Annotated in this window: 23 protein-coding genes; 10 read left to right on the top strand and 13 right to left on the bottom strand. The window is 64.2% G+C overall.

Annotated features, from left to right (window positions below; translation table 11 throughout):
* Position 1 precedes the first annotated feature (1 nt).
* Genes HAP47_RS00820 through HAP47_RS00810 form a run of 3 tightly spaced genes read right to left on the bottom strand, consistent with a single transcriptional unit; the run spans position 2 to position 2,887 of the window.
* On the bottom strand, positions 2 to 592 hold the full coding sequence (locus tag HAP47_RS00820; protein WP_173639847.1) for a Smr/MutS family protein: 591 nt from the start codon (positions 590 to 592) through the stop codon (positions 2 to 4).
* Positions 589 to 2,205, bottom strand: a complete 1,617-nt coding sequence (locus HAP47_RS00815; protein WP_231168704.1) for an MltA domain-containing protein — start codon at positions 2,203 to 2,205, stop codon at positions 589 to 591. The genes HAP47_RS00820 and HAP47_RS00815 overlap by 4 nt, the downstream gene beginning before the upstream one ends.
* The gene (locus HAP47_RS00810) at positions 2,183 to 2,887 is read right to left on the bottom strand and encodes a Tim44/TimA family putative adaptor protein (protein ID WP_173639848.1); all 705 of its coding nucleotides are present in this window, start codon (positions 2,885 to 2,887) and stop codon (positions 2,183 to 2,185) included. Before HAP47_RS00810 ends, HAP47_RS00815 begins: the two co-directional genes overlap by 23 nt.
* A 419-nt stretch (positions 2,888 to 3,306) precedes the next feature.
* Here HAP47_RS00810 and secB point away from each other — a divergent pair, with 419 nt between their 5' ends.
* On the top strand, positions 3,307 to 3,795 hold the full coding sequence (secB, locus tag HAP47_RS00805; protein ID WP_092121028.1) for a protein-export chaperone SecB: 489 nt from the start codon (positions 3,307 to 3,309) through the stop codon (positions 3,793 to 3,795).
* A gap of 102 nt (positions 3,796 to 3,897) precedes the next feature.
* Here secB and dnaQ read toward each other — a convergent pair whose 3' ends face one another.
* From dnaQ to HAP47_RS00785, 4 genes are read right to left on the bottom strand one after another with little or no spacing between them, the layout of a single operon-like run.
* A complete protein-coding gene (gene dnaQ / locus HAP47_RS00800; RefSeq protein WP_173639849.1) occupies positions 3,898 to 4,620 on the bottom strand; it encodes a DNA polymerase III subunit epsilon in 723 nt (240 codons plus the stop codon).
* A gap of 31 nt (positions 4,621 to 4,651) precedes the next feature.
* Positions 4,652 to 5,251 (bottom strand): dephospho-CoA kinase, encoded by a 600-nt coding sequence (gene coaE / locus HAP47_RS00795; protein WP_173639850.1) that lies wholly within the window; start codon positions 5,249 to 5,251, stop codon positions 4,652 to 4,654.
* 47 nt (positions 5,252 to 5,298) lie between these two features.
* Positions 5,299 to 5,907, bottom strand: coding sequence for a Maf family protein (locus tag HAP47_RS00790; protein WP_173639851.1), 609 nt, complete (start codon positions 5,905 to 5,907; stop codon positions 5,299 to 5,301).
* 24 nt (positions 5,908 to 5,931) lie between these two features.
* Positions 5,932 to 6,768: a pyruvate, water dikinase regulatory protein gene (locus HAP47_RS00785; protein ID WP_173639852.1), complete on the bottom strand. Its 837-nt coding sequence runs from the start codon at positions 6,766 to 6,768 to the stop codon at positions 5,932 to 5,934.
* A gap of 449 nt (positions 6,769 to 7,217) precedes the next feature.
* On the opposite strand from HAP47_RS00785, the gene hemJ reads away from it, so the two are divergent.
* Together hemJ and rho are read left to right on the top strand one after the other, a co-directional pair.
* Positions 7,218 to 7,640 carry a protoporphyrinogen oxidase HemJ gene (gene hemJ / locus HAP47_RS00780; protein WP_173640726.1) on the top strand — a complete coding sequence of 141 codons (423 nt, stop codon included), beginning with the start codon at positions 7,218 to 7,220 and terminating at the stop codon, positions 7,638 to 7,640.
* A gap of 252 nt (positions 7,641 to 7,892) precedes the next feature.
* A complete protein-coding gene (gene rho / locus HAP47_RS00775; RefSeq protein WP_028341998.1) occupies positions 7,893 to 9,158 on the top strand; it encodes a transcription termination factor Rho in 1,266 nt (421 codons plus the stop codon).
* A gap of 217 nt (positions 9,159 to 9,375) precedes the next feature.
* Here the strand turns inward: rho and HAP47_RS00770 are convergent, their stop codons facing one another.
* Positions 9,376 to 9,525, bottom strand: a complete 150-nt coding sequence (locus HAP47_RS00770; protein WP_173637097.1) for a hypothetical protein — start codon at positions 9,523 to 9,525, stop codon at positions 9,376 to 9,378.
* Here HAP47_RS00770 and mnmE point away from each other — a divergent pair.
* From mnmE to HAP47_RS00745, 5 genes are all read left to right on the top strand, one after another.
* Positions 9,461 to 10,786, top strand: a complete 1,326-nt coding sequence (mnmE, locus tag HAP47_RS00765) for a tRNA uridine-5-carboxymethylaminomethyl(34) synthesis GTPase MnmE (RefSeq protein WP_173639853.1) — start codon at positions 9,461 to 9,463, stop codon at positions 10,784 to 10,786. The two genes, HAP47_RS00770 and mnmE, sit on opposite strands and share 65 nt — an antisense overlap.
* 266 nt (positions 10,787 to 11,052) lie before the next feature.
* The gene (mnmG, locus tag HAP47_RS00760) at positions 11,053 to 12,936 is read left to right on the top strand and encodes a tRNA uridine-5-carboxymethylaminomethyl(34) synthesis enzyme MnmG (protein ID WP_173639854.1); all 1,884 of its coding nucleotides are present in this window, start codon (positions 11,053 to 11,055) and stop codon (positions 12,934 to 12,936) included.
* A gap of 120 nt (positions 12,937 to 13,056) precedes the next feature.
* Positions 13,057 to 13,722, top strand: coding sequence for a 16S rRNA (guanine(527)-N(7))-methyltransferase RsmG (rsmG, locus tag HAP47_RS00755; protein WP_173639855.1), 666 nt, complete (start codon positions 13,057 to 13,059; stop codon positions 13,720 to 13,722).
* A 31-nt stretch (positions 13,723 to 13,753) separates the two neighbouring features.
* The gene (locus HAP47_RS00750) at positions 13,754 to 14,605 is read left to right on the top strand and encodes a ParA family protein (RefSeq protein WP_173639856.1); all 852 of its coding nucleotides are present in this window, start codon (positions 13,754 to 13,756) and stop codon (positions 14,603 to 14,605) included.
* Positions 14,606 to 14,746: 141 nt separating this feature from the next.
* Positions 14,747 to 15,637, top strand: a complete 891-nt coding sequence (locus tag HAP47_RS00745) for a ParB/RepB/Spo0J family partition protein (RefSeq protein WP_173639857.1) — start codon at positions 14,747 to 14,749, stop codon at positions 15,635 to 15,637.
* A 121-nt stretch (positions 15,638 to 15,758) separates the two neighbouring features.
* On the opposite strand, the gene holA is transcribed toward HAP47_RS00745, so the two are convergent.
* The 4 genes from holA to HAP47_RS00725 all read right to left on the bottom strand — a co-directional run bounded on the left by holA (position 15,759) and on the right by HAP47_RS00725 (position 21,987).
* Positions 15,759 to 16,790: a DNA polymerase III subunit delta gene (gene holA / locus HAP47_RS00740; RefSeq protein ID WP_173639858.1), complete on the bottom strand. Its 1,032-nt coding sequence runs from the start codon at positions 16,788 to 16,790 to the stop codon at positions 15,759 to 15,761.
* Positions 16,791 to 16,798: 8 nt separating this feature from the next.
* Positions 16,799 to 17,356, bottom strand: a complete 558-nt coding sequence (lptE, locus tag HAP47_RS00735; RefSeq protein ID WP_173639859.1) for an LPS assembly lipoprotein LptE — start codon at positions 17,354 to 17,356, stop codon at positions 16,799 to 16,801.
* Positions 17,343 to 19,967, bottom strand: coding sequence for a leucine--tRNA ligase (gene leuS, locus HAP47_RS00730; RefSeq protein WP_173639860.1), 2,625 nt, complete (start codon positions 19,965 to 19,967; stop codon positions 17,343 to 17,345). The genes lptE and leuS overlap by 14 nt, the downstream gene beginning before the upstream one ends.
* A 328-nt stretch (positions 19,968 to 20,295) precedes the next feature.
* Complete coding sequence (locus tag HAP47_RS00725) at positions 20,296 to 21,987, bottom strand: diguanylate cyclase domain-containing protein (RefSeq protein ID WP_173639861.1); 1,692 nt, start codon at positions 21,985 to 21,987, stop codon at positions 20,296 to 20,298.
* Positions 21,988 to 22,097: 110 nt separating this feature from the next.
* On the opposite strand from HAP47_RS00725, the gene HAP47_RS00720 reads away from it, so the two are divergent.
* Together HAP47_RS00720 and HAP47_RS00715 are read left to right on the top strand one after the other, a co-directional pair.
* A complete protein-coding gene (locus tag HAP47_RS00720) occupies positions 22,098 to 22,814 on the top strand; it encodes a YggS family pyridoxal phosphate-dependent enzyme (RefSeq protein WP_173639862.1) in 717 nt (238 codons plus the stop codon).
* Between the two features lie 36 nt (positions 22,815 to 22,850).
* Positions 22,851 to 23,168 carry a hypothetical protein gene (locus HAP47_RS00715; protein ID WP_173639863.1) on the top strand — a complete coding sequence of 106 codons (318 nt, stop codon included), beginning with the start codon at positions 22,851 to 22,853 and terminating at the stop codon, positions 23,166 to 23,168.
* A gap of 190 nt (positions 23,169 to 23,358) precedes the next feature.
* Here HAP47_RS00715 and HAP47_RS00710 read toward each other — a convergent pair whose 3' ends face one another.
* Entirely contained in the window at positions 23,359 to 24,144 is a 786-nt protein-coding gene (locus HAP47_RS00710; protein WP_173639864.1) for a 2-keto-4-pentenoate hydratase, read from the bottom strand.
* Positions 24,145 to 24,184: the final 40 nt, after the last annotated feature.

Here is a 24,184-nt window from a genome sequence, read left to right as displayed (position 1 = left end):
CTCAGCGCGCGCGCCGGACGCGCACATAGAGCGCGCCCTCGCCGCCATGGCCGATATGCGCTTCCTCGAAGCCGACCACCAGCGAACGGAATTCCGGCAGGCTGAGCCATTCCGGCACCTGTCGGCGCAGCACGCCGCGTTCGGAATCCGCCCCGCCGACCTTGCCCTTGCCGGTGATGACGAGCACGAAGGTGAGCCCTTCGCTGTGCGCGCGTTGCAGGAAGGTGAACAGCACGCGATGTGCGCGGATCTGCGTCATACCGTGCAGATCAAGCCGCGCATCGATCTCCTGCCGGCCGCGCGACAGCTTTGCACGTTCGCGGCGGCCGATCGGCGCCAGCGGCGGCACCTGCGGACGCGGCGCCGGCGCCGCCTTGACCGACGCCACCGGCTTGACCGGGATGGGCTTGGCCGCGGCGTGATGCGTGGCCGGGTCAGAGGCTGCGGCGTGGGCTTTCGGTGCGGCCGGCCGCTTGCGCAGCGGCTTGACCTGCTTGGCCACGCTTTCCCAGAGCGCACGCTCTTCCTCGCTCAGCGCGCGTTTGCGCCGCGACGGAGCGGACAGATCGGGGATCGGCACGGGTCGTTTCATTGATCGCGGTGATGGCGATAGCGCCGAGTGCGCCGCTTCTCCGGTTGCGGAACGTCGGGCCGGGCGACCGGCAACGGCACCGGTTCTGCCACAGGCGCCGACTGCGCAACAGAGGTTATTGCAGCCGGTGCTGCGGGCGCGACATCCTTCGCGGCCGGGCCCTTGGCGGCGCCATTGGCCGCGTCCTTGCTCCCAGCCTTGGCGACGGTCGCAGTCGGTACATCCGCAGCGTTCGCCGCCGGCTTGTCCTTCTGCGGATCGGTCTGTGGAAACAGTTTTGCGATCCTGGCCGATGGCCGCTCGTCAGGGATCGGCAGCTTGTGGCCGCGCGCGACGGGATCGAGCCCCTTCGGCACCAGCATCACGAACTGCATATTGTGCCGCAGCCGGCCCGAGACCTTTCCGGCGTCCGCACCGGCGCCGAAATAGAGATCGGCGCGCGCCGGGCCGACGATCGCCGATCCAGTATCCTGCGCGATCATCAGCCGGTGGAACGGCGTCTTGGATTGCTCGGATTCGATCGGCAGCTCGCCGGCAATGAAGAACGGCGTGCCGTAGACATGCAGCGCCTTGTCGACGGCGATCGAGCGGCCGGGCGTCAGCGGCACGCCCTGCGCGCCGACCGCCTCGTCCTTGTCGGACAGCGGCACCTCGCGGAAGAACACGTAGGCGCGGTTCTGCCGCCGCAACTCCTTGGCGCCGTCGGGATTCTGCTCCATCCACTCCCTGATCTTCTGCATCGACATCTGGTCCTTCGGGATGATGCCGCGGTCGATCAGGACGCGTCCGACCGGCGTATAGGGATAGCCATTATGCGCGTCGTAATTGATGCGCAGGGTGGTGCCGTCCTCGAACTTGATCCGCGCCGAGCCCTGGATCTGCGCGAACAAGAGATCGGTCTGGCTCTTCAGCCAGGCGATCTCGAGCCCACGGCCGGCGATCGCGCCGTCCTCGATCTGGCCGCGGTCGTAATAGGGCACGAGCTTGCGCCGGCCGATCTTGCGATACACCGGACCGCCGTTGGGCAAGCCGACAGAAGCCTGCGTCTTGCCGCGCACGAACAGGTTGGACGGCCGGCGATAGACCGGAACATTGTAGACGTCGGTCTGGGTCCGCGAACCATCGAGCACCGGCTCGTAATAGCCGGTGACGAAGCCGGCATCCTCGCCGAGCCGCGAAATGCGCAGCGGGACAAAATTCTGCTCGAAGAATTCCTTCGCTTTCGCGCCGCTGGCGAGATCGAGTCCCTTGGCGATCCCGCAGGGATCGCGCAGCGAGCTGCCGAGGGCCTTCGAATCCGAGGGCGCGCCCTGCTGGGCCGCGATCGGCTTGCAGCTGGTGCGAAACGCCTTGTAGGCCGCGAGATGATCGTCGTCGCTCCAGCCGGAGACATTGGCCCAGGCGAGCGGCTCGTACTGGCTGCCGCTGACCTGCAGCGGCAATTCCAGATTGGGATAGGGGATCGGGTGGCTATGCTCGTGTCGCGGCGCAGCGTGCCGGCTCGACCTGTAGCGCGCGGCGATCGCCGCGGTGGAGCACACAACCGCGAGCGCGCAGCACGCGATCGCGAGGCGCCCGTAGCTGAGATGTTTAGTGAGCGCTTCCAGTGCCAACCAGCTTCCAATTCGGATCGCGGGAAGTCGAGTCGCGGGCGAATGTCCAGATGTCGGTGATGTCAGCGACCTTGTCCGGGCTGCCGTCGACAATCGTTCCCGCCTTGTCGCGCGTGACCGAGATCATCTGCGACACAAAGCGGACGGTCAGCTGGGTCGAGCGATCGCGCGTCTCCGCGCTGACGATCTCGGCCTTGTCGATCGACACGAACCGCGTCTCGGTCTTCTGCTCGTGCTTCTCGCGATCCTTGATCGCGGCCTCGAAGCTTTCATAAACCTCGACCGACAGCAGGTCGCGCAGCGCGCGGCGATCGCCATTGGCGAAGGCCAGCACGATCATTTCATAGGCCGAGCGGGCGCCCGAGAGGAAATGCCGAGGATCGAACGAGGAATCCTGGGCGACGACCGCGTCGAGACCCTGCGCCAGCGGCGTGCCGGGCTCGGCGATACCCTTCCAGCGTTCCGTGGGCTCGACCGGTTCGGCGGGCGCGGCCGGGGCCGGCTGATCGATCACCGATCCCGGGATCGGCACGACGTTGTTATCCTGGCCGCGCTGCAGGACGTTGGGTGCTGCACGATCATACGGCGGCCGCTCGCTTCCCGTGCGCTGGCCGAGAACGCTGCGCAGGCGCAGGAAGATAAATACGGCCAGCGCCAGGAAGATGATGGTGTAGATATCCACGTCGAATTCGCTTTCTGGTCTCTGCCGGCAACGGGCCGGGCATCAAAGCGTTCCCGGTCGGGAACGGCAGAGATTACATCACCGATTGAGTCCGCAGCATGTAGGCACGAAACTATGCCCGGCCAATGGCGCTTTTTGGCACGGGCAAGTGTAGCGCGTTTTGACCCCGGGGGGAAACCCGTTCCTTCCCGGAAATCGCGTATCTTCAATAATTTAGGAAGCCGTTAAGGGATTGGGCGGAGTTGCGTTCACCATCCCGATGCCGGCGATTTGGCCGCAGCGCTGCCGGCCCGCACGCGCTCGTCGTCCTTGTGGACCGAGCCGGGCCTATGATAGCCACTCGCCGGCATCGGCATTCCCAAACCTCAACGCGTGCCGTCGGACATCCAGTCCCGAGCGCCGCTTCAGGAGACATTTTCATGACCAATGGCAACGGCGCCCCCGTCGAACAGCCCGCTCCCCAGCTCAACGTCCTGGCGCAGTACACCAAGGACCTGTCGTTCGAGAACCCGAATGCGCCGACCTCGCTCGGCCAGCAGCAACAGCAGCCGGCGATCAACATCCAGATCAACGTCTCCGCCAACAACCTGTCGGAGAACGAGTATGAGGTGATCCTCTCGATCGAGGGCAAGGCCGAGTCGGCCGGCAAGGTGATGTTCAGCTTCGACCTCGCCTATGCCGGCGTCTTCCGGATCGTGAACGTGCCGAAGGAGAATTTGCACCCGCTGGTCATGATCGAGTGCCCGCGGCTGCTGTTCCCGTTCGCGCGCGAGATCGTCGCGACCTCGGTCCGCGACGGCGGCTTCCCGCCCCTGCTGCTCGACCCCGTCGATTTCGTCGGCCTCTACCGCCAGAACATGGAGCGGCAGGCCGCCGCCCAGGCCGCCTCCGGCGTCAAGCCGAGCTAAGCTGGCTGAACTGAATTACCCCTCATCCTGAGCGGCCCGCTCTTGCGGGCGTCTCCAGCGACAAAGGCGAAGCCTTTGTGCGGGCATGACGGAACCGAAAGATCAAGCCGCCGGTGCTGCAGCGGGCGCTGGCGGCGGCAAGTAATCGTTCCAGATCGGCTTGTCGCCGAGCGTCGCGACGAACGCCCGGTGGGCCTCGCGATCCGCGTCGCTGACCCGCGCAACCAGCGCCGTCTCGCGCTGTCGCCGCGGCGTATCGCCATAGCTTCCGCTGCGCGCATTCGAATTTTCCGACGCCAGGATGAGCTGCGACTGCCGCGCTCCGATCAGGTCGATATAGACCTCGGCCAGCAGCTCGGCGTCGAGCAAGGCGCCGTGCTTGGTGCGGCGGGAGTTGTCGATCTGATAGCGCGAGCAGAGATCGTCGAGCCGGTTCGACACACCGGGATGCTTGCGTCGCGCCAATAGCAGCGTATCGACCAGCCGGTCTTTCGGAATGGCCTTCCGCTTGATGCGGTCGAGCTCGGTGTTGATGAAGCTGACGTCGAATGACGCGTTGTGGATCACCAGCGGCGTATCGCCGATGAAGGCCAGGAACTCGTCGACCACCTCGTTGAACAGCGGCTTGGAGGCCAGGAATTCGGTCGACAGCCCATGCACGGCAAACGCTTCCGCCGGCATGTCGCGTTCGGGATTGATGTAGACGTGGTAGGTCTGCCCCGTCGGCATGCGGTTGAAGATCTCGACGCAGCCGATCTCGACCAGCCGGTCGCCGCGCAGCGGATCGAGGCCAGTGGTTTCGGTATCGAGAACGATTTCGCGCATGACCTGAGGGAATCCGGAAAAGGGCGGCGAATCAGGTTCGCCGCTCCGGCATCTTAACAACCTCGGCCAGAATGTCGCGGATGCGCGCCCGCACCGGATCAAGTCCGTGCGAGGTATCCACGATGAAATCCGCGCGCTTGCGCTTCTCAGCATCTGGCATCTGCTTGGCGATGATGGCGTCGAGCTTGGCGGCATCCATGGTGCCCCGCGCCAGCACGCGCTCGCGCTGCAGTTCCGGCGTGGTGGTGACGACGACGACAGCATCGACGCGTTTCTCGCCGCCGGTCTCATACAGCAGCGGCACGTCGACGACGACGATCGGCGCGCGGGCGGCTTCCGCATCGGCAAAGAACTTCTGGCGCGAGGCGCCAAGCATCGGATGCACGATCTGCTCGAGCTGCCGCATCGCCGCAGGGTCGTGCACCACGCGTGCCGAGAGTTTTGCGCGGTCGACCTTGCCGTTCTCAGTGGTGCCGGGAAAGGCTGCCTCGATCGCAGGTGCGGCTTCGCCTTCGTAGAGCTGATGCACGGCCGCATCGGCGTCGTACACCGGCACGCCAGCCTCCATGAAGAGTTTGGCCGTGGTGGATTTTCCCATCCCGATCGAGCCGGTCAGTCCAAGAATCAGCATTGCATCAACATCGGTTCAGCATCTCTCCGTCGCCATGCCTCCGCACCTCACACCGCAAGCAGCTTTTCGCGGCGCAGGAATGCGAGCAGCGACAATAGCGGCAGGCCGAGGATGGTGAAATGGTCGCCTTCGATCCGCTCGAACAGATGCACGCCGAGGCCCTCGAGCTGGTAGGCGCCGACGCTGGTCGTCACCGCCTCCCCGGCCTGGTCGAGATAGGCTTCGATCTCGTCGGCAGCAAGCCGCCGCATCGTCATCCGGGCCACGCTCACATCATCGAACAGGACTTTCCCATCGCGCGCGACCGAGACGGCTGAGTGCAGTGCGTGCATCTGTCCGGCGAGCAGGCCGAGCTGCTCGGCAGCCGGGGCACGGCCGGCAGTCTTGCTGAACATCCGCTGCCCCAGCGCCAGGGTCTGGTCGGCGCCGACGACATATTGACCCGGCTTCTGCCTCGATACGAACAGCGCCTTCTCGCGCGCCAAGAGCGAGGCGATCTCGACCGGCGCCGAAAGGCCGGACTTCTTCTGCACCGCGCGTTCATCGATATCGGCCGGCAGCACCTCGAACTCGAGGCCGGCGTTCTCGAGCAACATCCGTCGCGCACGGCTTTGCGACGCGAGGATCAGCTTCTGCGGGCCGCGCCAGATGCTCATGGCCAGATGCTCATGATTTGGCGGTTACTCCGACGGCCGCGCGCGCTGGCGGTCGTTATAGAGCTTCATGATCGCAGCCGCCGTCTCCTCGATCGAGCGACGCGTCACGTCGAGCAATGCCCAGTTGAATTTCGCGCTCAGGCGCCGCGCAAATGCGACTTCGTCGGCCACCGCCTGCTTGTCGATATAGGTGTCGTTGTCGCGGTCGCCCATCGTGAGCAGGCGGTTCTGCCGGACCTGGATCAAGCGCTCCGGCGTCGCATGCAGGCTGACCACCAACGGCTTCTTCAGGGTCTCGAGCTGGTGCGGCAGCGGGATGCCCGGCACCAGCGGCACATTCGCGGTGCGGATGCCGCGGTTGGCGAGATAGATCGAGGTCGGGGTTTTCGATGTGCGGGACACGCCGACCAGGACGACGTCGGCCTCCTCGAGGCCTTCGACATGCTGACCGTCGTCATGGATCATCGTGTAATTCAGCGCGTCGATTCGGCTGAAATATTCCGCGTTCAGCACATGCTGCGCACCGACGCGTCCGGTCGTCGCGGCACCCAGATACGCCTCGAACAACTGCATCACCGGCCCGATGATCGACAGGCTCGGCACGTTGATCTGCTTGCACTTGCCCTCGAGCCGGCCGACCAGATCCTTCTCAAGCAGCGTGAACAGGACAATGCCCGGCGATTCCTCGATCTCGTCGAGCACGCGATCGAGCTGCTTCTGGCTGCGCACCAAAGGATAGACATGCTCGACCGCGGTCACGTTGGCGTACTGCGCGGCGACCGCGCGCGCCACGGTGATCAGCGTCTCGCCGGTCGAATCAGACACCAGATGCAGGTGGAAATAGTTGGAGGTCGTCGGCACCGGGGCCCCTGTCTATCCTGTGAATCCCTGTGGAGGTCGAGGAGAACAATCCGGGTCCGCCGCCAGGTCCCTGTATATCTCGTCCCCTTCTTCACAGCACTGCCGAAAAGGATAAGTCGACGTCATCGGACAGATGATAGTGAACCGGTGTGGATTTGTCTCTTCATAAGCTGGCCACCGAGGTACGCAACCGATTGAGTCGAGCGACAGATTCCGGATGTCCGGTCCCGCCGGCCGAAATGTTGAGGAATGTGAACAAGCCCGCAAGAACGGCTGGATTGTTTTGCATGAGTCCAATTCACCGTCACTTAGACTCAAACCTTAGATTCTAAACTTAATTAAGTTTAGGAGAGCCGTGTGAGCGGATATGTATCGGTCCCTCGCAAGCAGAGCTTGGCTCGCAACGCTGAGACCACCCGAGCTGTTCCCTGAAAGGCATCGCCGCGATGTTGTATGACTGGATCAAGGCCCTGCACATCGTTGCCGTGATCTCCTGGATGGCGGGCATGCTCTATCTGCCGCGGCTGTTCGTCTATCATTGCGAGGCCGAGACAGGCTCGAAGCAGTCCGAGACCTTCAAGGTCATGGAGCGGCGGCTTTTGAAGGCGATCATCAACCCCGCGATGATCGTGACCTGGCTCGCCGGGCTTTATCTGGTCTGGGCCGGACACTGGTACCTATCGGGCTGGTTTCACGTCAAATTTACGCTGGTCCTCATCATGTCGGGTATCCACGGCTTTTTGTCCCGCTGCGTGAAGGATTTCGCCGCCGACCGGAATCAGCGAACCCCGAAATTCTATCGCATTATCAACGAGGTGCCGACCCTTCTGATGATCCTGATCGTGATCATGGTGGTCGTGAAGCCGTTCTAGACAGCGCGATGCTCCGGACGCATGCTTCAGTCCTTCTTGCGAAGAACGAATCGATTTTCTATATAGGTCTGATCCCACCCCACGCAGGCGGATGTGGTCGCGTTCCGGTTCTTTTCGGACCGGCGCCGCATCAGGTTTGAAAGCCCAAACGGCACTTTCCTGGCTGAGACCTGCGGACCTTCCTTTGGCGTCCGCTTTTTCCAAAGCCACCTCGCACCCCTTCCCTACTTAATTCCTCACAGGACGACCCCAATGCGGGAAATCAAACTCCAGGACCTCAAATCGAAAACGCCGGCCGAGCTCGTCTCGTTTGCGGAAGAGAATGGGGTCGAGAATGCCAGCACCATGCGCAAGCAGGAGCTGATGTTCGCCATTCTCAAAAACCTCGCCGCCGCCGAGACCGACATTGTTGGCGAGGGCGTCGTGGAGGTGTTGTCCGACGGATTCGGCTTCCTTCGTTCGCCCGACGCGAACTACCTGCCTGGTCCCGACGACATCTACGTCTCGCCCTCGCAAATCCGCCGCTTCGGCCTGCGCACCGGCGATACCATCGAAGGGCACATCCGCAGCCCGAAGGAAGGCGAACGCTACTTCGCGCTGCTGAAGGTCAATACGCTCAATTTCGAGGATCCCGAGAAGGCCAAGCACAAGGTCAATTTCGACAACCTCACGCCGCTGTTTCCCAATCAGCGTTTCCGCATGGAGCTTGAGGATTCCACCAAGAAGGATCTCTCAGCCCGCGTGATCGACATCGTCGCGCCGATCGGCAAGGGCCAGCGCGCGCTGATCGTGGCGCCGCCGCGCACCGGCAAGACGGTGCTGATGCAGAACATCGCGCACTCCATCACCGCCAATCATCCCGACTGCTATCTGATCGTGCTTCTGATCGATGAGCGTCCGGAAGAAGTCACGGACATGCAGCGCTCGGTGAAGGGCGAGGTGGTGTCTTCGACCTTCGACGAACCCGCCGTGCGTCACGTCCAGGTCGCCGAGATGGTGATCGAGAAGGCCAAGCGTCTCGTCGAACACGGCCGCGATGTCGTGATCCTGCTCGACTCGATCACTCGTCTGGGCCGCGCCTACAATACCGTGGTGCCGTCATCCGGCAAGGTGCTGACCGGCGGTGTCGACGCCAACGCCCTGCAGCGCCCGAAGCGCTTCTTCGGTGCCGCGCGCAACATCGAGGAGGGCGGTTCGCTGACCATCATCGCGACCGCGCTGGTCGATACCGGCAGCCGTATGGACGAAGTCATCTTCGAAGAGTTCAAGGGCACGGGTAACTCCGAACTGATCCTCGACCGCAAGGTCTCGGACAAGCGGACCTTCCCGGCGATCGATATTGCCCGCTCCGGCACCCGCAAGGAGGAGCTCATCACCGATCCGCAGGTGCTGAAGAAGATGTACGTCCTGCGCCGCATCCTCAATCCGATGGGCACCATGGACGCGATAGACTTCCTGCTCGACAAGCTCCGGAATACGAAGAGCAACTCGGAATTCTTCGATTCCATGAACACCTGAGGCCCATGGCCAAACCGAATAGGGCGCTCCGCACAAACGGGGCGCCTTTTTCATGCTGCGGATTTGCTGCAGCAGGGCGGAGCATGGTTTGGGCTGGTTGGGCTCACCGAATATTCAGATAAATATCTGATATAATTTATATTTCCGCCGTATAGACGATGGTCTGGTCAGCGGTAGTGCAGCAAAAATTGTTGCGCGCTTGTCGCAACGAGATGGGCTATGCTGCAGTGCAGTATACTTGCAGCATGGCGCGCGAAATGGAAGCGGCATTGCCTTTGCCGATTTGCTGGAAGAAATAGGCGATGCATCCGCGCGACCAGACCATCTTCGCATTGTCCTCCGGGCGACCGCCGAGCGCGATCGCCATTGTCAGGCTGTCTGGCCCAATGGCAGAGTCGGTCATTGCAGGACTGGCGGGCAAGACGCCGGTGCCGCGAATGGCGACCCGCGCGTTGCTCCGTGATTCGAATCATCAGCCGATCGATGATGCAGTCGCGTTGTGGTTCCCGGGACCGGCCAGTGCGACCGGCGAGGACGTGGCCGAATTTCATGTCCACGGCGGACGCGCGGTGTTGGCGACGCTGTTCGATGCCATCGCGGCGTTCGAGAATGTGCGGCCGGCCGAGCCCGGCGAGTTTACCCGGCGGGCGTTCGAGAACGGCAAGCTCGACCTGACCGAGGCCGAAGGCCTCGACGATCTGATCCATGCCGATACCGATCGCCAACGGCGCCAGGCGCTGCGCCAGCTGAAAGGGTTGCTCGGCGATCGCGCGCGCGACTGGCGCGAGCGGATCATCGCGGCGTCGGCGCTGATCGAAGCCGGCATCGATTTCTCCGATGAAGGCGATGTCCCGGCGGAGCTGATCGCGCCGGCGATCGAGAATATCCGGGCGCTGCATGATGAGATCAAGCAAGTCCTTGCCGGGCAGGGGCAAAGCGAGCGGCTGCGCGACGGCCTGGTGGTCGCGATCGCAGGTCCGCCGAATGTCGGCAAATCGACCCTGATCAATCAGCTGGCCAAGCGCGAGGTCGCTATCGTCTCGCCGCATGCCGGCACGACCCGCGACGTGATCGAAGTGCAGCTCGATCTCGACGGCTATCCCGTCACGGTCATCGACACCGCCGGGATCCGCGAGACCGACGACCCGGTGGAGCAGGAGGGTGTCCGCCGCGCCCGGGCCCGCGCCGCGGAAGCCGATCTCGTGCTCTGGCTGGCCGACAGCCGCGGCGCGGAGGCAGGACATGGTGGCTCGACCCCGACCTGGCTTGTGCGAAACAAGATCGACCTCGTCAGGCCCTCGTCGGGTGAGGGCGGCAGTTACCCGGAGTTCCGGATCTCGGCTGCCCGCGGCGACGGCGTGTCGGAGCTGATCGCCGCATTGGTCGGCTTCGCTCACGACTATTTCGGAACCAGTGAAGGCGGTCTGATCAGCCGAACGCGGCAGCGCGGAATGCTTGAGGAGACCGTCGAATCTCTTCGGCGCAGCATCGATGTGGTCGGGCAGGGCGAGGAACTCGCCGCCGAGGAGCTTCGCAGGGCGGCTTATTCGCTCGGTCGTCTGCTCGGTCGGGTGGATGTCGAGGACATCCTGGACGTCATCTTCCGCGAGTTCTGCGTCGGGAAGTAGCGGGCGCCCGTCTGTTTCACGTGAAACATGGTTTAGATCTGGTTAAGGACACTTCCTTCCTCCCGTTTCACGTGAAACAAATGTCGTGGCATGACCGGACTTGTTTCACGTGAAACGGTTCCACCCGTTATTGCGAGCGAGTCGGCTTGTCCGCCGAAGGCTAGGCGATGGCGGAATCAATCCATATCTCAACGGAGGATCGGTTCTCGGACCCGCGACCCAAATTCGTTCTTCCGGCTTTCATCACTCCACGATAGAAGTCCGCCATGACTTCCAGGGCAGACAGATTTGACCTCATCGTCATCGGCGGCGGCCATGCCGGCTGCGAGGCCGCCAGTGCGGCTGCCCGGATGGGTGCGAAGACAGCCCTGGTGACTCATCGTTTCGCGACCATCGGCGCGATGTCCTGCAATCCCGCCATCGGGGGCCTCGGCAAGGGCCATCTGGTCCGCGAAGTCGACGCGCTGGACGGTTTGATGGGCCGGGTCGCCGACGCCGGCGGCATCCAGTTCCGTATGCTCAATCGCCGGAAGGGTCCGGCGGTGCGCGGGCCCCGGGCTCAGGCCGACCGTAAGCTCTATGCCGCCGCGATGCAGGCGGCGATCGTTGAGACTGCGAACCTGACCGTCATCGAAGGCGAGGCGGATGAGCTGATTGTCGTTGACAAGCGCGTGACCGGCATTCGCCTGGGTGATGGCCGTCAGCTTTCAGCGGGGGCGGTTGTCATCACGACCGGCACCTTCTTGCGTGGTCTGATTCATCTCGGCGAGAAGAATTGGCCGGCTGGCCGGGTTGGCGAGGCGCCGGCGATGGGTCTGTCTGCCTCGTTCGAACGGGCAGGTTTCGTGCTCGGCAGACTCAAGACCGGGACACCTCCGCGTCTCGACGGCACTACGATCGACTGGTCCGCGGTCGAAATGCAGCCCGGAGACGAGCCTCCGGAGCCGTTCTCGGTCATGACGGACCGGATTACGACCCCACAGATCCAGTGCGGCATCACCCGCACCACGCCGGCGACCCATGAGGTGATCCGGGCCAATGTACATCGGTCGCCGATGTATTCCGGCCAGATCAAGAGCTCCGGGCCCCGCTATTGCCCCTCGATCGAGGACAAGATCGTCCGTTTTGGCGATCGTGACGGCCATCAGATCTTCCTGGAGCCGGAAGGGCTCGACGACAGCACGGTCTATCCCAACGGCATCTCGACTTCGCTGCCAGAAGAGGTTCAGCTCGCGATCCTCGCCAGCATCCCCGGCCTCGAGCAGGTGAAGATGGTCCGTCCGGGCTATGCCATCGAATACGACCACGTGGATCCCCGCGAGCTCGATCCGACCTTGCAGACCAAGCGCCTGCGCGGGCTTTTCCTGGCCGGCCAGATCAATGGCACCACGGGATATGAAGAAGCGGCGGGGCAGGGCATCGTTGCCGGGCTCAATGCGGCGCTGGCGGCCAGCGGGACCGATCCGATCGTGTTCGACCGCGCAGACGGCTATCTCGGGGTGATGATCGATGACCTCGTGACCCGCGGGATCACGGAGCCCTATCGGATGTTCACCTCGCGTGCCGAATACCGGCTGACGCTGCGGGCCGACAATGCCGACCAGCGGCTGACCGACAAGGGTATTGCGCTCGGATGCGTCGGGACGGCGCGCGCAGAGCGTCACCGGGTCAAGATGGCGGCGCTGGACGCGGCCAAGACCTTGGCGAAGTCGCTTGCGATCACGCCGAATGAGGCCGCCAAGCATGGGCTGGCGCTCAATCGCGACGGTCATCGTCGGTCCGCCTTCGAGCTGCTGGCCTATCCGGAGATCGAGTGGCCCGCAGTTCAGGCGATCTGGCCGGAGCTGTCGGCCATTGACCCTGCGATCGCGGTGCATCTCGAGATCGATGCCAAATACGATGTGTATCTGAAGCGCCAGACCGCCGATGTTGACGCCTTTCGGCGTGACGAGGGCTTGGTCCTGACCGATGTCGACTATGCCGACGTGCCGGGTCTCTCGAACGAAGCGCGCGCCAAGCTGCAGAAGGCGCAGCCGCGGACGGTCGGGCAGGCGGGCCGGATCGACGGCATGACGCCGGCAGCGCTGGGTATCCTGGCGGCCTATCTGCGGCGCGAGGCACGACGGAAATCGGCCAAGGCCACCGCCTGACGTTTCACGTGAAACACGAGGGGTGAGCGCCTATCTTTTGTGAAGGCGAATCGGCCGACGTGCCGCTCGCCGGCCTCGCCACCGGCTTTCACCACGTCAGACAAACGGCCTGCACCAAGAATGGCTCCAGCCCCGCAATCCGCCGAACTCAGCGTCTCCGCCAAGGACAAGGCCGCGGCACTCGCGCTCACGCCTGTTTCACGTGAAACAGAGGCGCGGCTCGACCGCTACGTCGCCCTCCTTCTGGAGTGGCAGGCCAAGACCAATCTCGTCGCGCCCTCCACGCTGGCGAATCTCTGGACGCGACATGTCTCCGATTCGCTGCAGCTTCTGAGCCTCGCACCCTCGGCAAAATCCTGGGTCGATCTCGGCAGCGGCGGCGGCTTTCCCGGTGTCGTGCTCGCGTGTGCGTTGGCCGAGACACCTGGCGCACGGATCCATCTGGTTGAGCGAATCGCCAAGAAGGCTGCATTCCTGCGCGAGGCGATACGGGTCACGGCGTCACCGGGAACGGTGCATCTGGCTGATATCGGGGATACTGTGGATAGAATCGCAGGTCCGATCGATTGCGTCACCGCGCGGGCGCTGGCTCCGTTACATCAACTCATCGGCTTTGCGGAGCCGTGGGTCAAAAAGGACGCCAAAGCGCTGTTTTTGAAGGGTCAAGATGTAGAGGCCGAATTGACCGAGGCCACTAAATATTGGAATATTGAGCCAAAGCTACACTCCAGCCGGACCGGCGGACAGGGCTGGATCGTCGAACTCGGGTCAATCGAGCGGCGCTAGGGGACTCCGCAAGAACAAATGGTATTTTGGTATGACTGTGATGGACGAGGTTTATCAAGAGGATAAGGCGTCCCAGCCGCCTGGCCATCCGCGTATCCTGTCGCTCGCCAATCAGAAGGGCGGCGTCGGCAAGACCACCACAGCGATCAATCTCGGCACCGCACTCGCTGCGATTGGCGAGCGTGTCCTGATCGTCGATCTCGATCCGCAGGGCAACGCCTCGACCGGTCTCGGCATCGATCGCCGTAACCGCAGCTGCTCGACCTACGACGTGCTGATCGGCGAAGCGCCGCTGCGCGATGCCGTGGTGGCGACCGCGGTGCCGCGGCTCCACATCGCCGCGTCCACCATGGATCTCTCCGGCCTCGAACTCGAGCTCGGCACCACGCCGGGCCGTGCGTTCCGGCTGCGCGATGCGATCGCCGGGCTGAACAACAACGTCTCGCCCGACTCCGATTACACGTACGTGCTGATCGACTGCCCGCCCTCGCTCAACCTGCTTACCGTCAATGCGATGGCGGCATCGGACGCGATCCTGGTGCCGCTGCAGTGCGAGTTCTTCGCGCTCGAAGGTCTGTCGCAATTGCTGCAGACCGTGGAGCAGGTGCGCTCGACGCTCAATCCGACCCTGTCGATCCACGGCATCGTGCTGACCATGTTCGACTCGCGCAACAACCTCTCCAACCAGGTGGTTGCCGACGTGCGCCAGTTCATGGGCAACAAGGTCTACGACACCATGATCCCCCGCAACGTGCGCATCTCGGAAGCGCCGTCCTACGGCAAGCCGGTGCTGGTCTACGACCTCAAATGCGCCGGCAGCGATGCGTATCTCAAGCTCGCCACCGAAGTGATCCAGCGCGAGCGCGAGCTGCGCACGCACTGACGATGCCGATGATGGGCGCAGTGAAGCGAACCCCATCCTGGCACGCAACGAGAGCGACGGGTTTCGCTGCGCGCGGCCCGTTCGACGATTCTGAAATTCAAGTCTGGAGTACTGCGTGTGAATCCAAAGGAGCTCGCAACAATGGCCGATGAAGCGCGTTCGCGACTGGGGCGCGGGCTGGCAAGCCTGATCGGAGATGTCGGCGGCGAGGCGGCCGCGCATGTCGAGCGGCCGCGCACGCAGCGCAAGGTACCGATCGAATTCCTCAAGGCCAACCCGCGCAATCCGCGGCGCAGCTTCGCCGACACCGAGCTCGGCGAGCTCGCCGATTCGATCAAGGCGCGCGGCGTGATCCAGCCGATCGTGGTGCGCGCGATCAAGGGCGTGCAGGACCGCTACGAGATCATCGCCGGCGAACGCCGCTGGCGCGCCTCGCAACTCGCCGGCCTGCACGAAGTGCCGATCGTGCCAGTCGAGGTCAGCGATGCAGACGCGCTTGAGATCATGATCATCGAGAACGTCCAGCGCGAAGACCTCAACGCGATGGAAGAAGCGCTGGGCTATCACGCGCTCGCCGACGAGTTCAAACGCAGCCAGGAAGACATCGCCAAGATCGTCGGCAAGAGCCGCAGCCATGTCGCCAACATGATGCGGCTGACCAAGCTTCCCGCCGAGGTGCAGGCGCTGATCTCGAAGGGCGATCTCTCCGCCGGCCACGCCCGCGCGCTGATCGGCGTGCCCGATCCGCTCACCGCCGCGAAGCGCATCGTCGCCGAGGGCCTCAACGTCCGCCAGGCCGAGGCGCTGGCGCACGAGGAGGGCGTGCCGGAACGCAAGCCGCAGAAGCCGCGCAGCAGCGCCGCGGCCAAGGTCGACAAGGACGCCGACACGCTGGCGCTGGAGAAGCGCGTAAGCGATGCGCTCGGCCTTGCCGTCACCGTGAGCCATCGCGATCCCGGCGGCACCGTCCAGATCAGCTACCGCAACCTCGAGCAGCTCGACGAGGTGGTGCGGCGGCTGGAGGGCGGCTAACCCCGCGGGTCTGCCTCCGTCATTGCGAGGAGCGACAGCGACGAAGCATTCATTCTTGCGCGCGTGCGGAGCGATGGATTGCTTCGCTTCGCTCGCAATGACGGTTGTTTCAAAGTTTCGTCTACCCCCGCCGCTTCGCATTCGCCGCGATCGACAGCAGCGCGCGCTGCGCGATGACGGCGGCGAGCGCGGCCTGCTTGCGCATGTCGAGCGCCGCGGTCGCGAGCTGGTCGATCACGTTCACCAGCCGCGGCGGCGTTAAATTGCGCAGCGCGATCTCGACCGCCGGTTTGCGTGAGAAATGCAGCCGCGGGAATCCGCCTTCGAGCACGGTTGACGCCGGCGTGCCGTCCGCGATCGCGAGCGCCGATTTATGCAGCCACGCCGCCTGGCGCTGCGCGGCCGAGATGATCACGCCGGGATAGGTGCCGGCGACCATTGCCTTGGTGAACTCGCTTTCCACCAGCGCGGCGTTGCCGGCGAACGCGCCGTCGACGATCGGATCGAGCTTCAGCTCGGAGGCGTCGGAGACCACGGTCATCACGTCGTCGAGCGTGATCTCTTCCTTGCCATGCGCGAACAGCGTGAGCTTGCGCAGCTCGTTGCGCGAGGCCATGCGGTCGCCGCCGAGCAGCGACATCAGCACCGCACGAGCGTCCTGCGCAAGCCGCAGGTTGGACACGCGCAGCTCATCCTCGATCAGCTTGGTCAGGTCGCGTTCGGTGTCGGGATAGCAGCCGATGGCGACCGCATTCTTGGCGCGTTCGCAAATCTTGCGCAGCGGCGATTCCGGCCTGAGCTCGCCGGCCTCGATCACGATGCGGCAATCCTTGAGGGCGGTGGTCTCGGTCAGCGTCTCGACGCCGCTCGAGAAATTGCGCGAGCCGGCGCGGACGCGGATGGCGCGGCGGCCGCCGAACAACGGCACCGTCATGGCTTCATCGACCAGCCGCGACGGCTCAGCGGCGAGCTCGTCGCCATCGAGCCGCACCAGCGAGAACGGATCGTTGGGATCGTCGACGGCGGAGGCCATCAGCGCGTCGGCGCGCTCGCGCACCAGGCCGAGATCCGGCCCGTAAAGCAGGATGATCGGACGGCCCGCGTCAGGCCGGGCGAGGAAGCTGTCGATCTCTTTTCCGCGAAGCGCGACCAATGCGGCGATCAGGTCCCGGCTGAGAAGAACGAGGCGAGGCGGGTCTGGATGTTGTCGGCGATCTCCTGCGCGGCGCGGTCCTCGGCGTCGCGAAGGGCGCGGGTACGGGCGAAGCGCTGGTAGGAGCCCGGCATGTCATAGGACACGCGCGAGAACGTGGTGCCGGTCATGACCGACTTGTTCGAGGCGATCTCGACCAGGTTGAACTGGGCGTCGATGCCGTAGTTCTCGCTGGTCGGCAGCGCGGTGGTCGGATCGATCATCAGCGAGGAGCGGCTGGTGGTGAAGCGCAGCACCAGCCGGTGCGTCGGCGGCGCGCCCGTAGCGGTGCCGTAGAGCTTGAAGGCCAGCGCGTTGCGGACCTCGACGCCGACCCGGGCCTCGCGGGACGCGTTCGCCTTGTCGACCGGCGGAACCTCGACGCCCAACAGCTTTTCGCGCAAGGCGGACGACTGACCGTCGAGCGTGCGCTCGGCATACATCGGCTGGAAGCAACCGGCCGTCAGCGCGGCCAAGGCTGCCACGGCCACGAGCCGGGCGGCGATCCTGATCCTAGCCGACAACATTGACGATCCTCATGGGCACCACGATCACCTTGCGGACGGGTTTGCCGCCCAGTGCAGCTTTTACCGCATCGAGCGCCAAAACGGCAGCCTCTATATCCGCATTTTGCGCCGCCCGTGGCACGGTAACATCACCTCGTTTTTTACCGTTGACCTGGACGACCAGGGTCACGCTGTCTTCGACCAGCAAATCGCGTTCGATTTGCGGCCAATCGGCCTCGGAAACCAGCCCGGACTGGCCCAGAACCACCCAGCACTCCTCGGCCAGATGCGGCATCATCGGCGAGAACAACTGGACCAGGATAGTCGCGGCTTCCTTGACCGCCCAGGCCACATCCGGCGCCGGCTTGTCGCCTTTCGCCAGCACCTCGGACAGGGCATTGGCGAATTCGCGGATATGGGCGAGGCAGACGTTGAAATGCAGCCGCTCGATCCCGGACGACACCTTGTCGAGCGCGCCGTGGGCGGCCTTGCGCAACGCCAGCGCCTCGGGCCCGAAGGTGCCTGGCCGGCCCGCCGGGGCCGCCTTGGCGATCTCGGCCGATTCGTTCACCAGCCGCCACAGCCGCTGCACGAAACGCGAGGCGCCCTGTACGCGTTCGTCGCTCCAGATCACGTCGCGATCCGGCGGCGAGTCGGACAGCATGAACCAGCGCGCCACGTCGGCGCCGTAGCTTGCGATGATGTCGTCGGGGTCGACGGTGTTCTTCTTCGACTTCGACATCTTCTCGATCGGGCCGATTGCGATGTCCTCGCCGGTCGCCATCAGCACCGCGCGGCGGCCGTTGCCGCCGACCTCGATCTTCACCTCGGCCGGCGTGACCCAGCTGCCGTCGGCCTTCTGATAGGTCTCGTGCACCACCATGCCCTGGGTGAACATGCCGGCGAACGGCTCACTCATGTCGATGTGGCCGGTGGCCTTCATCGCGCGGGTGAAGAAGCGGCTGTAGAGCAGATGCAGGATCGCGTGCTCGACGCCGCCGATATACTGGTCGACCGGCATCATCCGGTTGGCGACCGCGGGCGTGGTCGGCGCGGTCTCGTTCCAGGGATCGGTGAAGCGCGCGAAGTACCACGACGAGTCCACGAAGGTGTCCATCGTGTCGGTCTCGCGCACCGCCTTGCCGCCGCACTTCGGGCAGCTGACGTGCTTCCAGGTCGGGTGATGGTCGAGCGCGTTGCCCGGTCTGTCGAAGCTGACATCCTCAGGCAGCGTCACCGGCAGCTGGTCGTCGGGCACCGGCACCACGTCGCACTTGGGACAGTGGATCACCGGGATCGGGCAACCCCAATAGCGCTGGCGCGAAATGCCCCAGTCGCGCAGCCGGAAATTCACCTGCCGCTCGCCGACCGGCGCATTGCCGCGCAGCTCGCTCTCCAGTCGCTTGGCAACCTCTTCCTTGGCCTCATCGATCGTCATGCCGTCGAGGAAGCGCGAATTGATCATGCGGCCGTCGCCGTCATAGGCGACATCGGTGATAAAAAACGTCTTGGGGTCCTGGCCCTCGGGACAGACCACCGGCACGTTGCCGAGGCCGTATTTGTTGACGAAGTCGAGGTCGCGCTGGTCGTGCGCCGGGCAGCCGAAGATCGCGCCGGTGCCGTATTCCATCAGCACGAAGTTCGCGACATAGACCGGCAGCTTCCAGGCCGGATCGAACGGATGCACTGCCTTGATGCCGGTGTCGAAGCCCTGCTTCTCGGCGGTGTCGATGATCGACTGCGCGGTGCCGATCTTCTTGATGTCGGCGATGAACTCGGCAAGCTTCGGATTCTTTGCCGCGGCCGCCTGCGCCAGCGGATGATCCGCCGAGATCGCCATGAATTTTGCGCCGAACAGCGTGTCCGGCCGCGTGGTGAAGATCTTCAGCTCGTTCTCGCCGGCCGGCGTCGTCGCCGGATCCAGCGCGAAGCGGATCAACAGGCCCTCGGAGCGGCCGATCCAGTTGCGCTGCATCAGCCGCACCTTGTCGGGCCAGCGGTCCAGACCGTCCAGCGCCTCCAGCAGCTCCTGCGCGTACTTCGTGATCTTGAAGACCCACTGGCTCATCTCGCGCTGCTCGACAACAGCGCCGGAACGCCAGCCGCGGCCGTCGATCACCTGCTCGTTGGCGAGCACGGTCATGTCGACCGGATCCCAGTTCAGCTTGCGCTTCTCGCGCTCGGCGAGGCCGGCGCGCAGCATGTCCAGAAACATCTTCTGCTGATGCTTGTAGTAGCTGGGATCGCAGGTCGCGAACTCCCGGCTCCAGTCGAGCGACAGCCCGATCGACTTGAGCTGCTTCTTCATCGCGGCGATGTTGTCGTAGGTCCAGGCCTTCGGCGCCACCTTGCGCTCGATCGCGGCGTTTTCGGCGGGGAGGCCGAACGCGTCCCAGCCCATCGGATGCAGCACGTTGAAGCCCTTGGCGCGCATGAAGCGGGCCAGCACGTCGCCGAGCGTGTAGTTGCGGACATGGCCGATATGGATGCGCCCCGACGGGTAGGGGAACATCTCGAGCACGTAGTATTTCGGCCGCGGATCGTCGTTCTTGGAGGCGAAGATCGCCTTTTCGTCCCAGGTGGCTTGCCAGCGGGGTTCGGATTCACGGGCGTTGTAGCGTTCGGCGGTCATGAAATCGCAGGGATTCTGGGTGGCTTTGGGTGATTTTCGGGTCCCATCCGGGGACGGCGGACTAGGCCATAAAATCGCCCATGGGGTCAACGGCTTGGGGTCGCCAAACGCCCCATCCCGTCGCGCAGCCGCCCTGCGCCGTCGCAGGGGGCGTCGGCCGCCTCGAGCCTCCCCCGTCGTCCTGGCGAAAGCCAGCCCTGTTGGGATAACGGACCGCGGCCGCAGCTTCGTGCAATCATGACCAGCGGGGGAAATGGGTCCTGGCCTTAGCCAAGACGACAGTGTGTGGCGTCGCCGGTGTCATGGTTCCGTATTCTCGCGACGCCGCTCAGCTCGCCAGCGCCATCCCCGCTTCATCCAGCGTCTGCAAGAAGCCGTGCTCGATCACGGCATTCCTGCCGCGGCGCTTCGCCGCGTAGAGGGCGGCGTCGGCGGCTTCGATCAGGTCGCCGGGGCGCTGGGTCTCGTTCGGCTTTGTCGTTGCGACGCCGACGCTGACGGTGACGACGCAATGGCTCGAGGGCGCGTGCGGCACGGCGAGGCCGAGCACTGCGGTGCGCACGGTCTCGCCGATCGCGAGCGCATGCGCGGCATCGGTGTTGGGCAGCAGCAGGCAGAACTCCTCGCCGCCATAGCGGCCGGCGAAGCCCATCGTGTCGGCGGCGATCCCGGCCAGCGTCTCGCCGATCCGGGTCAGGCAGACGTCGCCTTCGGGATGGCCGTAGGTGTCGTTGTAGAGCTTGAAGTGATCGACATCGATCATCATCAGCGACAGCTCGTATTCATACTGCTGCGCCCGCATCCACTCGAAATCGAGCCGGCTCTGGAAGCCGCGGCGGTTGGCAAGGCCGGACAGCGCATCGATCGAGGCCATCACTGTGAGACGGTCGTTGGACGCGACGAGCTCTCGCTCGCGCTGGCTGAGCTGTGCCGCCATCGCGTTGAAGGCGCGCGCCAGCGGCACGAATTCCGACGGCAGTCTGTGCTTGGCGACGCGCGCCGACCAGTCGCCCTCGCCGAAGCGTCGCGCCATGCTGGTCATCAGCTCGATCGGATGGATGACCAGCCGCTCCGCGCCGACGAGGGCACCCAACAAAACGAAGAGACAGACGAAGCCGAGCTGCAGATAGGCGGTGCGGATCTCGCGGCTGATCGCCGCCGTCACCTTGGCCTCATCCATGCTCACGATCAGCCGCGATTGCGTTCCGGCGATGCGGGCGAAGCTCACCGTGCGCTGCGCGCCGTCGGACGCCGTGAACGACACCGAGCCTGACGGTTCGTCGTAGCTCAGCGCCTTCTCGGCGATCGCCGACATCAAGGGGATGGTGTCGAGCGAGCGGCCGATCAGGCTCGCATGATCCGCGGGGGCTGCGACCACGACGCCGGTCGAGTCGACCAGCACGGCCGACATGCCGGGCTGGCCGCCGAGATTGGCCATGATCTGCGACAGCCAGTCGATATTGATGCCGGCGACGACGATGGAGTCGAGCTCCGGATTGATCGCGGCCACCGGATAGGCGGCCATCATCATCGGGCGGCCATTGGTCCTGCCGCGCAGATAGTCGCTGAACACGAAGCCGCGGTTGTCCTGCGCCTTCTTGAAATATTCGCGGTCGCCGAGATTGAGTCCGACCTGGCTGTTGAGCGTCGAACACTGTACCAGCCCGTCCCTGGAGACGAACATGATGCTGCGGATCCAAGGCAGGATCGTCGGCAGACTGGCGCGCAATACTTCGCAGCTCTGCCCGATGCCGCCGGAGGCGCGGATATAGGCGGCCGATTTCAGCATGGTCTCGACCGAGGAGACCACTTCGCGCTGGGTCTCGGCGGCGTGCGCGGTGAGGCTGGCATAGCCTGCCGCGGCCTGCGCGATCTGCGTTGAGCGGAAATTCTCCAGCGTGCGGACGCGATCGAGCATCAAGGGCGCGACCAGCATCACCGCAAGCAAGGCGAGCCGGGCACGAATTCCCAGAACCTTCTTGAGTCTGACCCGGTTGCGGTTGAAAGTGACGCCCGACATTCTGTTCCCTTGCCCGGGCGCAGGGTAGAGTGAAGGGCTTCAAAAAGCCTTTCCCGAATTTGGTAAAATTCGAGCCAACCCCCCCGCGCCTGTCAGAGAACGGCACAAGCATGACACAAAGCCCGACCGCGCCGTTATCGGCTGATTCACCACATGACCCTTCCTTTGGCCTCGCCGCCGTGGAGCAGGAGATCGCGCATGCCTGCAAGGAAGCGCGGCGCGACCGCGCCTCGGTGACCTTGATCGCGGTGTCGAAGACATTCGCGGCCGACGCAATTTTGCCGATTATCGGCGCCGGACAGCGCGTATTTGGCGAAAACCGCGTGCAGGAGGCCAAGGGCAAGTGGCCGGAATTGATCCAGGCTCATCCGGGACTGCAGCTGCATCTGATCGGGCCGTTGCAGTCGAACAAGGCCAAGGAAGCGGTCGCGCTGTTCGATGCGATCCATTCGGTCGACCGCGCCAGCATTTGCGAAGCGTTAGCCAAGGAAATCAAAAATCAAGTGAAGCATCCGGAGCTGTTCGTCCAGATCAATACCGGCGAGGAGCCGCAGAAGGCCGGCGTCGCGCCGCAGGACGCGGATACCTTCATCGCGGCATGCCGCGACAAATATGGTCTGAAGATTTCAGGATTGATGTGCATTCCGCCGGTCGACCAGGCCCCGGCGCCGCATTTCGCACTCTGCGCCAAGATCGCCGCGCGCAATGGGCTGAAGAATCTGTCGATGGGCATGAGCGCGGATTTCGCGGTAGCGATCCAGATGGGCGCGACCCATGTGCGGGTGGGCTCGGCGATCTTCGGGACACGGACGGTGGCGCACGCGTAGTACCGGCCCGGCGTTGGCCGTGATAAGATAGCAACGATGAACGTCGTCGCCAATTTCGCATCCGTCTGGATCGTCGCGCTCGGCGTCGCCAGCCTGCTTGTGTTTGGCATTGGCCTCTATTGGCTCGTCAACAAGCAGGCGAGACTGAGGGACATCGCCTATCTGAGGAGGAAGCTCGACGAGCTCGAGCCGACCGATCCCGAATACAACGCCGTCAGGGCGCTCTACACCTCGATGATGATCGACGCGCATCGCTGGGGCTTCTTTGGTTCCGATGCGGACGCTGGAGGCGGTGCTGCTCACCACAGTGGCGACGGCCATGTTGGCGAGCACGCAGGCGCGAGCGACCACTGAGAGCCCACGTACCTTTCTAACGCCGACAGCTGCCACAAATGAGGCGTCGTTCCCGCGACAGCAGGGACCCATACGCCGCGGCCATCGCAAAGGGCACGCGGTTCGATCCGCGCACAACAACTGACTTCGGTGGTTATGGGTCCCTGCTGTCGCAGGGACGACGGCTGTGTGTTCGGTGAGCGCGCGCCGCCTACGCGAACTTCACCGATACTTTTCCGATCGCGCCGAAGTCCGCTGCGAATACATCGCCGGCCTGAATCGGCAGCGGCGGATGGCAGGTGCCTGTGGTGACGACCTCTCCTGCCCGCAACGTCAGGCCAAGCGCGCGCAGCTCGTTGGCGCACCAGGCGAGTGCCACACAGGGATCGCCGAGCACATTCTTGCCGTGGCCGATGTAGCGTTCGCCGCGCAGCGTGATGGTCGGGCGTTGTTCGATCAGATCGATCGCGCGCCAGTCGGCCGACGTTGCAGGTCCGAGCACGAACAGATGCGCGCAGGCATTGTCGGCGATCAGCTGCGCCTCGCCGGCCGACGCGAAATCGGCGAAGCGCGAATCCGGAATCTCGATCGCAGGATGCAGCGTGCCGACCGCGTCGAGTACTTCCCTTACACTGTACGGTGTGGTGCGCGGCGCGAGATCGCGCGCCATGCGGAAGGCATATTCCGGCTCGCCGACGCGCATCTCGTTGCCCTTCATCGATGCGGTGCCGCCATCAGCGATCAATGTTTCGGCGAGGATGCGCCCGGCAAGCGGCCCTGCGACATTGATATGCTTCTGGCCGGCCTCGCTGGTCGCGGCGATCTTCCAGCCGAACAGTTTTTCGCGCGACGTCTTTTCCAGCTGAGCCTGCACCGCGTAACCCTCGACGCGGTCGCGCGGCCGCATGGCGCCTTCGAGCGCGCCGAGTTTCGTTCCGGCGTGCCAGTGATCGTGCAGGACTTTTGCAGCGGCGGCGATCTGGTTGTTGTCGAGCATGGTTTTTCGCTTCCCCCGTTAATCATTCTTGGGAATGTTT

The organism is Bradyrhizobium sp. 41S5 (assembly GCF_011516665.3).
Taxonomy (GTDB): domain Bacteria; phylum Pseudomonadota; class Alphaproteobacteria; order Rhizobiales; family Xanthobacteraceae; genus Bradyrhizobium; species Bradyrhizobium quebecense.
The sequence above is the reverse complement of the archived record's forward strand: the minus strand, read 5'-3'. Positions and strand labels throughout refer to the sequence as shown.

Coding starts and splice junctions, on each gene's coding strand:
- HAP47_RS00745 (WP_173639857.1), top strand. CDS start 14,747: ATGGCCGATGAAGCGCGTTCGCGACTGGGGCGCGGGCTGGCAAGCCTG.
- HAP47_RS00750 (WP_173639856.1), top strand. CDS start 13,754: ATGACTGTGATGGACGAGGTTTATCAAGAGGATAAGGCGTCCCAGCCG.
- HAP47_RS00790 (WP_173639851.1), bottom strand. CDS start 5,907: ATGAGCATCTGGCGCGGCCCGCAGAAGCTGATCCTCGCGTCGCAAAGC.
- rho (WP_028341998.1), top strand. CDS start 7,893: ATGCGGGAAATCAAACTCCAGGACCTCAAATCGAAAACGCCGGCCGAG.
- rsmG (WP_173639855.1), top strand. CDS start 13,057: ATGGCTCCAGCCCCGCAATCCGCCGAACTCAGCGTCTCCGCCAAGGAC.
- mnmG (WP_173639854.1), top strand. CDS start 11,053: ATGACTTCCAGGGCAGACAGATTTGACCTCATCGTCATCGGCGGCGGC.
- secB (WP_092121028.1), top strand. CDS start 3,307: ATGACCAATGGCAACGGCGCCCCCGTCGAACAGCCCGCTCCCCAGCTC.
- HAP47_RS00720 (WP_173639862.1), top strand. CDS start 22,098: ATGACACAAAGCCCGACCGCGCCGTTATCGGCTGATTCACCACATGAC.
- HAP47_RS00725 (WP_173639861.1), bottom strand. CDS start 21,987: ATGTCGGGCGTCACTTTCAACCGCAACCGGGTCAGACTCAAGAAGGTT.
- leuS (WP_173639860.1), bottom strand. CDS start 19,967: ATGACCGCCGAACGCTACAACGCCCGTGAATCCGAACCCCGCTGGCAA.
- HAP47_RS00715 (WP_173639863.1), top strand. CDS start 22,851: ATGAACGTCGTCGCCAATTTCGCATCCGTCTGGATCGTCGCGCTCGGC.
- HAP47_RS00770 (WP_173637097.1), bottom strand. CDS start 9,525: ATGGCGATCGCGCTCGGCGGTCGCCCGGAGGACAATGCGAAGATGGTC.
- HAP47_RS00820 (WP_173639847.1), bottom strand. CDS start 592: ATGAAACGACCCGTGCCGATCCCCGATCTGTCCGCTCCGTCGCGGCGC.
- HAP47_RS00710 (WP_173639864.1), bottom strand. CDS start 24,144: ATGCTCGACAACAACCAGATCGCCGCCGCTGCAAAAGTCCTGCACGAT.
- coaE (WP_173639850.1), bottom strand. CDS start 5,251: ATGCTGATTCTTGGACTGACCGGCTCGATCGGGATGGGAAAATCCACC.
- dnaQ (WP_173639849.1), bottom strand. CDS start 4,620: ATGCGCGAAATCGTTCTCGATACCGAAACCACTGGCCTCGATCCGCTG.
- lptE (WP_173639859.1), bottom strand. CDS start 17,356: ATGTTGTCGGCTAGGATCAGGATCGCCGCCCGGCTCGTGGCCGTGGCA.
- mnmE (WP_173639853.1), top strand. CDS start 9,461: ATGCATCCGCGCGACCAGACCATCTTCGCATTGTCCTCCGGGCGACCG.